The organism is Streptomyces flavofungini, assembly GCF_014650815.1.
Lineage (GTDB): Bacteria > Actinomycetota > Actinomycetes > Streptomycetales > Streptomycetaceae > Streptomyces > Streptomyces flavofungini.
On sequence record NZ_BMVR01000007.1, the window covers coordinates 300,925 to 312,850 of the forward strand.

Genomic DNA, 11,926 nt, shown 5'->3' on the forward strand with positions numbered 1-11,926 from the left:
TTCAGGTTCCTCTCGGGCTCTCGTGGGGTTCTGTCGCCACCGGCAGGGCCGGATGCGCCGGCCGGCCCGGTGGGGGAGGCTCCGCCGGAGGAAGGGGATCGGCGCGCCGCCCGTCCCCGCCCGCGCGGGCGGTCCGCATCGACCGCTGCGCGAGCGCCACCCCCGCCAGGACCGTGCCGACGCCCGCGCACTGCACCGGCGTCAGCGTCTGGCCGAGGAACAGGTACGCGGCCCCCGCCCCCGCCACCACCTCCAGCGTCGCGAACAGGCTCGCCGCCGACGGCACCAGGAATCGCTGGGCCGCGATGCCGCTGACGTACGCCACGAGCGTCGCGACGACCGCCGCCCACACCACGACCACCCAGACCGGCGCGGACACCGACTCGTAGCGGACGGTGTCGCCGAGCATGCCGTAGGGGAAGCCCGTCACCGGCGAGACGACGTTCAGGGCGACCGCGCCGACCCCGATGCCGAGGGCGGTCACGGTCACCGGGTCGTGCCGGACCAGCGCCCGCCCCGCGACCAGGAACCGCACCGACAGCGCCGCCGCCGTACCCAGCGCCGCCAGCACCCCCACCACATCGAGCCGCAACCGCGACCACACCTCGCCGACCAGGAGCAGCCCCACGAGCACCACGACCGTCCCCGTCCACACGAGCCGGGGCTGCGGCACCCGCCGCACGCACCGCAGCCAGCCGACGACGATGACCGGCGCCAGGAACTGCAGCACCACGAACACGCCGACGGGGATGCGGGCGACGGCGACACCGCAGAGGGTCTGCAGCGTGGCGAAGGAGAAGACGCCGAGCACCGCGATGACGCCCCACGACTCCCGGGCCGCCGCGGCCAGCGCGCGGGGCCGGGTGACGGCGACGAACGCCACCAGGAGCACCGCCGCGACGGACAGGCGCGCCTGGGCGATCTCCATCGCCGTCAGGCCCGCCGAGTCCAGGACCTTCGTGGCCGGGCCGACCGTGCCGAAGGTGCAGGCGGACACCGCGGCGAGCGCGACGCCCGTCGCGGGGCCCGCCACCGGCCGCGGGGCGGCGTTCAGCACGGGTCCCCTTGTCGTACGGGCACCGGCGCCGTGCCCTCGGGGAAGAACCGCCGGTCGTGCTCCGCGGCCGGTACCAGCTCGGAGAACCACTGCGCGTCCGGGTCCCAGCGGGCGTGGAAGGGGCGGCCCACCAGGTCGGGGTCGCGGGCCTGGAGGAAGCGCAGCGCGAACGCCCGCTCCCCGCCCGGAAGCCGCGTCGGCCCGTCCACGGTCACCTTGCCCTCGGTCGTCGACATCACCGGCCCGCGGGCGGTGCGCCCGAGCCCGGAGAGTCGCGTCGTGGCAGCGCGGTGGATCTCGTACGCACGCTGGATCGGCAGCCCGAAGTAGCGCCGCGCCCCGGTGTCCCGCTCGACGAACAGGTAGTACGGGTGGATGCCGAGCGCGAGCTGCGCGCGCCAGGAGTCCGCCCACACCCCGGCGTCGTCGTTCACGTGCCGGACGACGGGCGCCTGCGAACGCAGTTCGGCGCCCGCCGAGCGCAGGGCGGCGACGGCGAGCCGCGTCAGGTCCGGCTCCAGCTCGCGCGGGTGCGAGACGTGCACCATGACGGCGACGTGCCGCCCCGCCCGCGCCAGCCGCTCCAGCATCCGCAGCAGCGGCGCGGCGTCCGGATCGGTGACCAGGCGCGCCGGGTGGAAGGAGAGCGCCTTGGTGCCGATGCGCACCGTCGTGATGTGCTCGAGTCCCGGCCGCAGCAGGGCGTCCACGTACGGTTCGAGCAGGTCCGTGCGCATCACCAGCGGATCGCCGCCGGTGAACAGGACGTCGCTGACCTCGGGATGGCGCCGCAGGTAGTCGGTGACCCGGCGCGGCCCGTCGTCGGCGATGCGCAGCTCCGGGTCGCCCACGAACTGCGCCCAGCGGAAGCAGTACGAGCAGTAGGCGTGGCAGGTCTGGCCGTGCCGGGGGAAGACGAGTGCCGTCTGGGCGTACTTGTGCTGCACTCCCTCGACTGCGCCGCCCTCGCCGCCCTCGTCGTGGCGCGGGATGTTCCGGGTGAGCTGCTCACCGGGGTGCGGGTTGAGGTCGCGGCGGACGGCGGCCACGGCGGCCCGCAGCGCCGCCGGGTCTCCCAGGGCGCGCTCGACGGCCCGGAAGTGCGCCGGGTCGATCATGTCGCGGTGCGGGAAGAGCAGCCGGTACAGCGGATCGTCGGGGGCGCTCTTCCAGTCCACCAGATGGTCGATGACGTGGCCGCTGACCTTGAACGGAAGGACCTGGCCGACCACGTCGACGTCGTGCGCGAGTCCGGCGTCCGGGCACCTGTCGCGCACCAGCGCGGCCAGCCTGCGGCCCGACACCGTGCGGGTCCCGGGGCCGCTCATGTGGCGATCCAGTACCGGGTCAGATGGCGGTCCGCGTCCGCGTACGCGGAACGGGCATGCAGCATCCGCTGGTTGTCCCAGATGAGCAGGGACCCGTCGGGGATCAGGACGCGTGTGCGGTACTCGTCGAACAGCTCGCCCACGTGGCGGGCCAGGTCCGCGCCCGCCCGCCCGAGCGGCAGGAGGTCCGGCTCCGGGGACGCGTCGAGGGCGGCGTCGTAGTCGGCGGCGGTGAGCAGGTTGTAGCTGAACCTGAGCACTGGGCGGCCGTCGTCCTCCTCGTACAGCATCGGCACGGTGACGGGTCCGCCCGCGGGGGCGGCGCCGCCCGGGCCGGGGAAGTCGATCCGGGTGTCGGTCAGGAGCGCGTGCTCGGCCGGGCTGAGCAGCTTCTTCAGGAGCCGCCCGTCGAGCAGGTCGGTGTGGCCGCCGCCGCAGCGGGCCTGCCGGTGGCAGTACAGGGCGAGATGGCGCGGGCTCGGGTCCCAGCCCGGGGCCTCGGTGTGGGCGCGGATCGTGTTGCGGCTCTGGGAGTAGGCGCGGCCGTCGTTGCCGGGACGGTGCACCACCTCGTGTTCCACGGTGCCGGTGTACTGCGGTACGAACCGGCCGATGTCCTGCATGAGTTCGATGGCGTGCCGCTGTCCGGCGAGTCGGTCCACGACGGCGTGGCCGTCGGACTCCAGCACGGCGCGCACGCTCTCGGCGCGTGGCATGGACATGTGCTTCCCCCGTTGTTCCTCTGCTGTTGATCGGGCTCGGATATGTGGGCGCTGGGTGCCGGTGGTCAGTCGGTCCAGCCCGGCGGCATGCCGACGTCCGCGGGACGCCGGCCGCGCCGGTGGTGCGACGCAGCCTCGCAAAGGGGCCCGGGGGGTGTATTGAAGAAAACCGACCTCGCCGGGGGATGGCTCATTCCGGTATCCGGCGGGCGGTGTCCGGGGAGCGGGCCGGTGCGGGCCGGTGCCCGGACGCGTGGTCGGCCGGTGGCGCGGGAGCGCGTCGTGTCAGTCCGGCAGGACCAGGCTCGTCGGCCTGCGCGCGCCGCGGTCCACCTCCGCCGGGCCGCTGTGGCCGAGGGCGCGGGTGCGGGCGAAGCGGGACAGGGTCCAGCCCGTCATGCCCTTGAACTCCCGGCTCAGATGGCCCTGGTCGGAGTAGCCCGCGAGGGAGGCCGCCGCCGCGCCGTTGTGCCCCTGGGACAGCAGGCCGACGGCGCGGCGCAGCCGCAGCACCCGCGCTGCGGTCTTCGGCAACAGCCCGAGCTGCTGCTCGAAGCGCCGCTCCAAGTGCCGCTCGCTCCAGCCGCATTCGCGGGCCAGGACGTGCACGGGGATCCGGCCCGCGGTGCGGTTGAGCCGCTGCCACGCCCACAGCACCTCCGTCGAGCCGTGCGGCCCGTCCTGCAGCCAGCTCGTGAGGGTCGTGTCCAGGAGCGTGAAGCGGGTGGCCCAGTCGGGGCAGAGGTCCAGGCGCTCGTCCAGCCCCCGGAACCGGGGGCCCAGCAGGTCGGCGGGTTCCACCAGTTGGTTGGCCAGCGCGTTCATCGGCGTACGGAAGAGCGTGTACGCCGCCCAGGGGGCGATCACCACCTCCACGCCGCTGAGCCGCCCGTCGTGCTCGCCGAGCCGGGCCCGCGACTGCATCCCGGCGTACACCGAGGAGTACGTCGACTTGGCGGCGTGCCCCGCGCCCGCGGCCTCCCACACGCTGAGGCGCTGCCCGAACAGGATCACCAACGTCGTCATGAAGTCGGGCAGTTCGAGCCGTCGCCGGGAGCGGGTCAGGTCGAACCGGAAGCCGCGGTAGCCGACGACGCCGGGCCTGAGGGCGGGTGCCGGGCGGGCGGCGGCCCGCTCCCACGTTCCGTCAGGGCAGCACGTGTACCTCACCGGATTCCCCCGTCCCGTGGTCCGTTGCCGCCATTGTCGGCCGGGGCAGGTGGCAGGGGAGGCGGGGGTTTTGCGCCAGTGTCCCCGTCATGCGCATGCCGTTCGGGCGCATGACGCGCGCTCTTCCGCGGGCGTACTCCCGCCCGTCACCCTGCATGAGCACGTAAGAGCCTGCGTGCGCATGCCGTCGGCGCCGGACGCCGGGTGCGGCGCGCGCGTCCGTCATGAACCGAAGGAGTCCTTCCGTGCCCAAGGCCCGTATCCGCAGACCGAGTGCCCTCGCCGTCGCGACCGCCCTGGCCGCGCTCGCCGCGACGGCCCCCGCGCAGGCGCAGGCGCCCGGCGCCCTGCCCGCGCTCACGCCCCGGGCCGAGACGGCGCCGCTGTACGACGACGAGGCGGGCGGCAACTCCGACGCCGACGACCCGGCGATCTGGCGCAACACCGCGGACCCCGGCCGCAGCCTGGTCGTCGCCACGGCCAAGGAGGGCGGCCTGCGGGTGTACGACCTCGACGCGCGGCAGGTGCAGCACCTGCCCGCGCCCGCCGGTCCGGCCCCCGGCGACGCCCCCGGCCGCTTCAACAACGTCGATCTGGTCCACGGGGTGCAGCTGTCCACCGGCCGCGCCGACCTCGCGGTCACCAGCGACCGCGGCAACGACCGGCTGCGGTTCTACCGCATCGACCGCGACCGCCCCGGCGGCCCGCTCACCGACGTCACCGACCCGGCCGCCGCACCCGTCTTCGCGGCCGACCAGGGCGAGATCAACGACCAGCGCACCGCCTACGGCCTGGCCACCTGGACCGACCGGGCCACCGGCCGCGCGTACGCGGTCGTCAGCCGGCGCGAGCGGACCCGCGTCGCCCTCCTGGAACTGCTGCCCGGCCGCTCCGGGACGGTCGGCTACCGCACGATACGCACCCTCGACCTGCCCTCGTCCTTCCGGCTGCCGAACGGCACCTCCTGGACGCCGTGCGCCGAACCCGGCCAACTGCCCCAGGTCGAGGGCATGGTGGTGGACCCCGCCGACGGCACCCTCTACGCGGGCCAGGAGGACGTAGGCATCTGGCGGCTGCGTGCCGACCTCACCGGCACACCCACCCTGGTCGACAAGGTGCGCGAGTACGGCGTGCCCGGCACCTACGACGAGGCCACCGACGAGTGCGTGCCGGGCGCCGACCCCGGCTACGGCGGCAAGCGGCTCGCCGCCGACGTGGAAGGCCTCACCCTGCTCACCGAGCGCGACGGCGACGGCTACGTCCTCGCCTCCAGCCAGGGCGACGACACCTTCGCCGCGTACGACCGCGAACGCGGCGAGCACAACGAGTACGAGGGCGGCTTCCGCGTCACCGCCGCCTCCACGGCCCTCGACGGCTCCGAGGAGTGCGACGGGGCCGCCGCGCTGAACGCCCCGCTCGGCGCCGGGTATCCGCACGGCCTCCTCGTCGTCCAGGACGGCGACGAGACCCCGCAGGACTCCGGGCGCGAGGCCACGGGCTTCAAGTTCGTCCCCCTCGACGACGTCATGGACGCGCTGGAGGACTGAGCGCGGTCGGGGTGCCGACAGCCGTGGGACGTGGGCAGGCTGTCGGCACCCCGGAGTTCACGTGCGTCGGGTCTGATCAGGTGGGTACGGTGCGGCGGGCGTGATCAGACGGGTGTGGTCCGGCGGACGGATCGTGCTCCGGCCGGTGGCGGTCAGGCGGTGTGCAGCCTGAGCCCGTAGCGCCCGAGTATCTCGTTCACCGGCTGGAACCACGTCTCGCCGCCGCTGCCGCAGTTGCCCCAGCCGCCGGAGGTCACGCCCTGCGCCTGGTCGCCGCTGAGGAACGAGCCGCCCGAGTCGCCGCCCTCGGCGCAGACACTGGTCTTGGTGAGCTGGTGGACGACCGTGCCGTCCGAGTAGTTGACGGTCTCGTTCTTGGCGAGCAGCCGGCCGCAGTGCCATTTCGTGGTGGACCCGGAGCGGCAGATCGACGACCCGACCGGCGCCTCGGCCGAGCCGCGCACGAGCTGGTCCGGGATGGTGCCCCAGCCCAGCACGACCGGCACGGTCCACCAGCCGTTGCCGACGGACACCCACGCGTAGTCGTTGTCGGGGAACGAGGAGCCCTGGAACGTACCGATGTCGGACCCGTCCCAGCCGCGCACGCCCGCGCCCGCGCGCCCGCAGTGCCCGGCTGTCACGAAGCCGCCGTGCACCGAGAAGCCGATGGAGCAGCGGACGTTGCCGGTGTAGTACGGGTCGCCGCCCACCGTCCCGGCGGCGAACGTCTGCGGCCCCTCGGCAACCGTTTCGACCCGCACGGGCGCGGTGGCGCGGGCCTGCCGCAAGAAGCTGCTGACATCGTTGTCGCCGCGGTGCCCGGCGACGACCTCGACGACGACGCGGTTCGCCTTGTGGTCGACGCGCCAACTGGCCACGTCCGCGGGCGCGTCGAGCTTGTCGACACGTGCTTTCGCCGTGTCGAGCGCCGCGGCGCTGTGCTCGACGAGCCGGACGTCGGCGCCGGTCGCGCGGACGTCCGCGCGGGCGCCGCGCCGGGTCACGGCGACGGTGAGGCCGCCGCGCTTCTCGTCGAACCAGGCTCCGGCGAACGCGGCACCGGCCGCCTTGCGCGCCGCCCGCTCGGTGGTGACGGCCCGCCGTTCGTCGGCGAGCCGGTCGCGGGCGGCGGCGGGGGTGAGGCCGAGGTCGCGCTCCATGGCGTCCAGGAGGGCGGCGGAGGCGGGCGGTCGGGCCCGGCGTTCGGCGGCTCCGTCGCGGTCGGCGGCAGCGGCGGAGGCGAGTCCGGTACTGGCGCAGGTGGCCATCAGGAGCAGGGCGGACAGGCCGAGGCGTGTTCCGCGGATACGTTGCGTGGGAATCGTGCGTCTCACCGTGGGGGACCTCTCGTCGTGCCAACGGGGATGTGGTGGACCAGAGTTGCTGAGAGCGCTCTCATTGTGTGATGCGGCAGAGCGTAGGGAGACCGCGCGGGCAAGTCCATACCTTCGCCACGGCCCGGTTCCTCGCGGGGGCGGGGAGTCGCGGCGCCGGGGGAGTGCCGTCAGGCGTCGCGGCGTGCGCAGGGGCTGTCGCCGGGGCCCTTGAAACAGGCGGTGATGGTCTTGCCGTCCGCCGTGGGATGAACGCTCCAGGTGTCCGCGAGGGCGTCCACGATGGCCAGGCCGCGACCGCTGACGCTGGATTCGTCCGCCGGGCGCGGCGCCGGGGAACCGGGCCCGGAGTCGTGGACGGTCAGGTGCAGCCCCCGCCCGTCCCAGGTCAGCACCACCTGGGCGCTGGTACGGGCGTGATGGTGGGCGTTGGTCACCAGCTCGGACACCGCGAGGACGACGGAGTCCACCGCGTCCGGGTCCGTGCGCGCCCACCCCAGGGCCTCCATGTGGGCGCGGGCCCACTCGCGCCCGGCTCTGACGCCTCGGGAGACGGGGAAGGACTGGGCCCAGCCGACGGCCCGCAGCGAAGCATCCGACATGACGCACCCTCACACGGTTGGCACAGCCTGCCCTCCGGTTACCCCGCCCGGGGGCGCTTCAACGGCCCCCATGTACAGGGCACAGAAGGCGAACCTGCCCCTCGCCGTCCCGCCCGCCGCGAGTCGCACGCATCGGTACGCGGTACCGGGGCACTCGCGGGCCATGGGATTCGACGGAGTCGTGCGCGACGGGACGCGGCAGGCGCGCCGGGTGGCGAAGGGGCGTGCCGTCGGGGTGGCGGCCCGCGCGGGATTCGTGGCGCGCGGCGCCCTCTACGCGCTCGTGGGCGTCCTCGCCCTGCGCGTAGCCTTCGCCGCCGACGGCGGGCAGCAGGCCGACCGGGGCGGCGCCCTGACGGAGATCGCCGACAAGCCCTTCGGGAACGCCCTGCTGTGGCTCCTCGCGCTCGCCCTCGCGGGAATGGCGCTGTGGCGGCTCTCGGAGGCGCTGTTCGGGCAGGCGGGACCGGACGGCCGACGGGCAGGGAAGCGCCTCGCGTCGGCGGGCAGGGCCGTCTTCTACGGGGTGGTCGGCTACTCGGTCCTGGCCTACGTCACCGGGGACAAGGGCAGTGGCAGCGGCTCCTCCGACCGCCAGAGCGACGACGTGACGGCGACCGCCCTCGGCTGGCCCTCGGGGCAGTGGATCGTCGGCGCCGTGGGCGCGGGCGTGGCCGCGGCCGGGGTGTGGATCGCCGTCCGGGCGGTGCGGCGCACGTACCACAAGCACCTGCGCCTGAACGAGATGTCCACCCCGGTACGGCGGACCGTGGACACCCTCGGAGTGGTGGGCGGCACCGGCCGAGGCGCCGTCTTCGCCGCGGCCGGGGCCTTCGTCGTCGTGGCCGCCGCGCGGCACGAGCCGGGGGAGGCCAAGGGCATGGACGACGTCCTGCGCTCGTTCCGCGACACCCCGGCCGGGCCGTGGCTGCTCGTCGCGGTGGCGCTGGCGCTGGTGGCGTTCGGCCTCTTCTCCTGGGCGTGCGCGCGCTGGCGGCGGGTGTGAGCGGGTCCGGCCGGGTCAGCGTGCGGTGGTCGCGGCCGCGTGGAGGTGTTCCAGGGCGTCCAGGACCCGGGTGTTCCGGTGCCAGGCCAGCCACCGGCCGACCTGCTCCCCGACGGCGTCCAACTCGTCGAGCTGGCTGCGGGTGAAGCCGGACAGAGGGCGTGCGTGGTGCGAGGAGATCATGCCGAGCACGGCACCGCCCGGCGCCGTCAGGGGAACGCTGTGGCAGGCGCGGCTGCCCGCACGCAGGATGGCGCGGCGGGAGTCCTCGTCGAAGATCTCCGCGACGGCCACGTCCTTCACCGTGACCTGCCGACCTTCCTGGGCGGCCTGCGCACAGGCCGTGGTCGAGTCCTGCACGAAGGCGAAGAAGTCGGTGAACTCCCGGCTCAGCCCGGTGTGTCTCTCCATGCGCAGCATCCTGTGCTCCGCCACCTGCACGTTGCCCATCCCGGCCTGCGTGACGTGCAGCACCCGCCGCAGCGTGGACTTCAGGACCGCCCCGTGCCCGGTGCGGTCGCCCACCTCCTGCGCCAGGCTCGGCAGCGGCGGCGGGCGGTAGCGGGCCCGGCCGGGGAACCACAGCTCGGCGTCCGCGTCGGGGCCCGGCACCCGGATGACCGCGTCGGCCAGCGTGTGCAGCTTGATGTTCATCTGCTGGGACGTCCGGCGCAGCAGATCGAACGCCATCCGCGTCGCCCCGAGGCGGTAGCGGCCGATCAGTACGTCCTGGGCGCGTGCGACGCAGGCGTGCGCCAACTGGCGGTTGCGCAGGGCGACATCGTGCTGCCGGGGTGCCGGAATCACGTACGTCGCGGGTGGTGCGCCGGCCGTGTGGCCGGAGTCGGTCGGGGTCGGGTCCAGGGGGTCCTGACGCACGGTTCGGTCTCCCTCGCAGCCTGGGCGCGGCACATTTCGGCGGTCCACGGATACGCGTGTGTCCGTGAACGCTTGCGGCCGAACCCTTTCCCCGGTTCAGCCGTCAAGTCACCTGTTGATGTGCCTACTTCCCCAGCACCCGCACCACGGTAGCGGCCTGCGGCGGCGGCTCGCAGGACTCTGCGTCAAGGCGTCAAGGCGTCGAGCCGTCGTGCGGCCCCGCCCCGGCGGCCGGTTCCTCGCCCGCCGTCCGGACCGCCGCCTCGACCAGGCCGGACTCATAGGCCGCGATCACCGCCTGCGCACGGTCACGGACGCCGAGCTTGCCGAAGATGCTGGTGATGTAGTTCTTGACCGTCGAGACGCTGATGTCCAGCGCCGCCGAGATCTGCCCGTTGTCGAGCCCCGTCGCGATCAGCCGCCACACCTCGACCTCGCGGGGCGTCAGTTCGCCCGGAACCACCGAGGGCGCGGGGGTCCGGGGGCGGTGCGGGGACCGGACGTACGTGGAGATGAGCCGCGTGAGCAGGCGCGGGGCCACGGCGGCCTCACCGGTGTGCACGGTGCGTACCGCCGCGATCAGCTCCTCCGGCGAGCTGTCCTTCGGCAGGAACCCGTACGCGCCCGCGCGCAGCGCACCCACGACGTACTCGTCCATGTCGAACGTGCTCAGCGCGAGGACCCGGCAGCGGGGCAGCACCCGCGCCAGCTCCTCGGTCGCCCTGACCCCGTCGAGGACCGGCATGCGGATGTCCATGACGACGACGTCGGGCCGGAGCCGGTGCGCGAACGCGACCGCCTGCTCGCCGTTCTCCGCCTCGCCGACCACCTCGAACGCCGGGTCGGGGGTGAGGATCAGGGCGAGTCCGCGCCGTACCAGGGGCTGGTCGTCGGCGATGAGCACACGGATGGGGTGGGACGGCTCACTCATCGGGGCAGGCCCTCCGTCCCGCCCGGAGCCAGCGGCAGGCTCGCCGTCACCGCGAAGCCCCCCTCGGCCAGCGGCCCCGTCGTCAGGGAACCGCCGTGCAACGCGACCCGTTCCCGCATGCCGACCAGGCCGTAACCGGCGCGTCCCGAACGCGACGGCGCCTTGTGCCCCGCCGGTACCAGCGCGCCCCCGCCGTCGTCGCGCACCTCCACGTCGACCCGGTCGACGCCGTACGTCAGCCGCACCTCGGCCCGCGCCTCGCCCGCGTGCTTGCGGGCGTTGGTGAGGGCCTCCTGGACGATGCGGAAGACGGTGAGGCCCACGGTCGGCGGCAGCGGGCGCTCCTCGCCGTGGATGCGGAAGTCGGTGGGCAGCCCCGCGAGGCGGGACTCGTCGACGATGCGGTCGAGGTCGTCGGCGCCGGGCTGGGGCGACGGGGGCGCGTCGTCGGGCTCGTCGTCCGCCCGCAGTACGTCGAGGAGCTGGCGCATCTCGCGAAGGGCCATGCGGCCGGAGTCCTCCAGGGTGACCAGGGCGCCCCGGGCGACCTCGGGGTCGTGCGCGAGGTTGGCCCGGGCGCCGCCCGCCATCAGCTGCATGGTGGTGATGTGGTGGGACACGATGTCGTGCAGCTCCCGTGCGATGCGGCGGCGCTCTTCGGCCACCGCCCGGTCGGCGAGGAGCCGCCGGTTGGCCTCCACGTCCCGCTGCCAGCGGTTGACCGCGGCGGCGGCGCCGACGACGAGGACGGTGGCGAGCGCCGTGCCCACGATGTCCATCCGCGCGGGCCATGGCCCGTTGATCCGGTCGGCGAACGGCAGGGTCAGACTCGCCGCGCCCGCCGCCACCGTGACCCGGACACTGCCGCTGCGCACGACCGTGAACAGGGCGACGACGAGCGCGGCGGAGAGACCGCGCGGACCGGCGATGACCAGAGTCATCACCACCGCGAGAGCCAGCGCGGCCCCGAACGCGGGCACCGGGTGGCGCCGCCGGAACAGCAGGGGCAGTCCCGACACCGCGACCGCGGCGAGGCCGGGCACGGTGAGCGGATTGCCCTCGACCTGACCGCTGAGGGAGTAGCCGAACAGGTCCAGGGCCGTCACACCGGCGACGACCAGGCCGTCGGCGCGTGACCACGGCAGCATGACCGCCCCCAGCGCCCGCTCGACGCGGTGTCGGTCCGTCAGCATCGTCGTTGTCTCCTAGCTCCGGCTCCGCTGCCGGGCCGGTGCCGGGTGCGCTGTGACGGTCGTACAGGGATCATTGTGGCACTGGGTGTCAGCGTGCGGCCGGGCCCCGGTGGGGAGCTGTGGACCAGGACCAGGGTCCTGGTCGGGGGCGGACCAC

Annotated in this window: 11 protein-coding genes; 2 read left to right on the plus strand and 9 right to left on the minus strand. The window is 74.3% G+C overall.

Going from position 1 to position 11,926, the window contains the following annotated elements; all coding sequences use genetic code 11:
• Position 1: 1 nt before the first annotated feature.
• The 4 genes from IE274_RS20505 to IE274_RS20520 all read right to left on the minus strand — a co-directional run bounded on the left by IE274_RS20505 (position 2) and on the right by IE274_RS20520 (position 4,277).
• Positions 2 to 1,057, minus strand: a complete 1,056-nt coding sequence (locus IE274_RS20505; protein WP_190117281.1) for an EamA family transporter — start codon at positions 1,055 to 1,057, stop codon at positions 2 to 4.
• Positions 1,051 to 2,385 (minus strand): KamA family radical SAM protein, encoded by a 1,335-nt coding sequence (locus IE274_RS20510; protein ID WP_198897835.1) that lies wholly within the window; start codon positions 2,383 to 2,385, stop codon positions 1,051 to 1,053. Before IE274_RS20510 ends, IE274_RS20505 begins: the two co-directional genes overlap by 7 nt.
• Complete coding sequence (locus tag IE274_RS20515) at positions 2,382 to 3,107, minus strand: TauD/TfdA family dioxygenase (protein WP_190117282.1); 726 nt, start codon at positions 3,105 to 3,107, stop codon at positions 2,382 to 2,384. Before IE274_RS20515 ends, IE274_RS20510 begins: the two co-directional genes overlap by 4 nt.
• 285 nt (positions 3,108 to 3,392) lie before the next feature.
• A complete protein-coding gene (locus IE274_RS20520; RefSeq protein ID WP_190117283.1) occupies positions 3,393 to 4,277 on the minus strand; it encodes a helix-turn-helix transcriptional regulator in 885 nt (294 codons plus the stop codon).
• 224 nt (positions 4,278 to 4,501) lie between these two features.
• On the opposite strand from IE274_RS20520, the gene IE274_RS20525 reads away from it, so the two are divergent.
• A complete protein-coding gene (locus tag IE274_RS20525) occupies positions 4,502 to 5,824 on the plus strand; it encodes a phytase (protein ID WP_190117284.1) in 1,323 nt (440 codons plus the stop codon).
• A gap of 152 nt (positions 5,825 to 5,976) precedes the next feature.
• On the opposite strand, the gene IE274_RS20530 is transcribed toward IE274_RS20525, so the two are convergent.
• The gene (locus IE274_RS20530; RefSeq protein WP_190117473.1) at positions 5,977 to 7,092 is read right to left on the minus strand and encodes a S1 family peptidase; all 1,116 of its coding nucleotides are present in this window, start codon (positions 7,090 to 7,092) and stop codon (positions 5,977 to 5,979) included.
• A 236-nt stretch (positions 7,093 to 7,328) separates the two neighbouring features.
• Positions 7,329 to 7,760, minus strand: a complete 432-nt coding sequence (locus tag IE274_RS20535) for an ATP-binding protein (protein WP_190117285.1) — start codon at positions 7,758 to 7,760, stop codon at positions 7,329 to 7,331.
• Between the two features lie 163 nt (positions 7,761 to 7,923).
• Here IE274_RS20535 and IE274_RS20540 point away from each other — a divergent pair, with 163 nt between their 5' ends.
• Positions 7,924 to 8,766 (plus strand): DUF1206 domain-containing protein, encoded by an 843-nt coding sequence (locus IE274_RS20540; protein ID WP_190117474.1) that lies wholly within the window; start codon positions 7,924 to 7,926, stop codon positions 8,764 to 8,766.
• 15 nt (positions 8,767 to 8,781) lie between these two features.
• Here IE274_RS20540 and IE274_RS20545 read toward each other — a convergent pair whose 3' ends face one another.
• The 3 genes from IE274_RS20545 to IE274_RS20555 all read right to left on the minus strand — a co-directional run bounded on the left by IE274_RS20545 (position 8,782) and on the right by IE274_RS20555 (position 11,769).
• Positions 8,782 to 9,645, minus strand: coding sequence for a GAF and ANTAR domain-containing protein (locus IE274_RS20545; protein ID WP_190117286.1), 864 nt, complete (start codon positions 9,643 to 9,645; stop codon positions 8,782 to 8,784).
• A 193-nt stretch (positions 9,646 to 9,838) separates the two neighbouring features.
• Complete coding sequence (locus IE274_RS20550; protein ID WP_190117287.1) at positions 9,839 to 10,576, minus strand: response regulator transcription factor; 738 nt, start codon at positions 10,574 to 10,576, stop codon at positions 9,839 to 9,841.
• The gene (locus tag IE274_RS20555; RefSeq protein ID WP_190117288.1) at positions 10,573 to 11,769 is read right to left on the minus strand and encodes a sensor histidine kinase; all 1,197 of its coding nucleotides are present in this window, start codon (positions 11,767 to 11,769) and stop codon (positions 10,573 to 10,575) included. Before IE274_RS20555 ends, IE274_RS20550 begins: the two co-directional genes overlap by 4 nt.
• Positions 11,770 to 11,926 lie beyond the last annotated feature (157 nt).

Excerpts from the sequence above, each read along its gene's own strand:
- IE274_RS20510 (WP_198897835.1), bottom strand. The coding sequence starts at position 2,385 with ATGAGCGGCCCCGGGACCCGCACGGTGTCGGGCCGCAGGCTGGCCGCG.
- IE274_RS20515 (WP_190117282.1), bottom strand. The coding sequence starts at position 3,107 with ATGTCCATGCCACGCGCCGAGAGCGTGCGCGCCGTGCTGGAGTCCGAC.
- IE274_RS20525 (WP_190117284.1), top strand. The coding sequence starts at position 4,502 with ATGAACCGAAGGAGTCCTTCCGTGCCCAAGGCCCGTATCCGCAGACCG.
- IE274_RS20530 (WP_190117473.1), bottom strand. The coding sequence starts at position 7,092 with ATGGCCACCTGCGCCAGTACCGGACTCGCCTCCGCCGCTGCCGCCGAC.
- IE274_RS20535 (WP_190117285.1), bottom strand. The coding sequence starts at position 7,760 with ATGTCGGATGCTTCGCTGCGGGCCGTCGGCTGGGCCCAGTCCTTCCCC.
- IE274_RS20540 (WP_190117474.1), top strand. The coding sequence starts at position 7,924 with ATGGGATTCGACGGAGTCGTGCGCGACGGGACGCGGCAGGCGCGCCGG.
- IE274_RS20550 (WP_190117287.1), bottom strand. The coding sequence starts at position 10,576 with ATGAGTGAGCCGTCCCACCCCATCCGTGTGCTCATCGCCGACGACCAG.
- IE274_RS20555 (WP_190117288.1), bottom strand. The coding sequence starts at position 11,769 with ATGCTGACGGACCGACACCGCGTCGAGCGGGCGCTGGGGGCGGTCATG.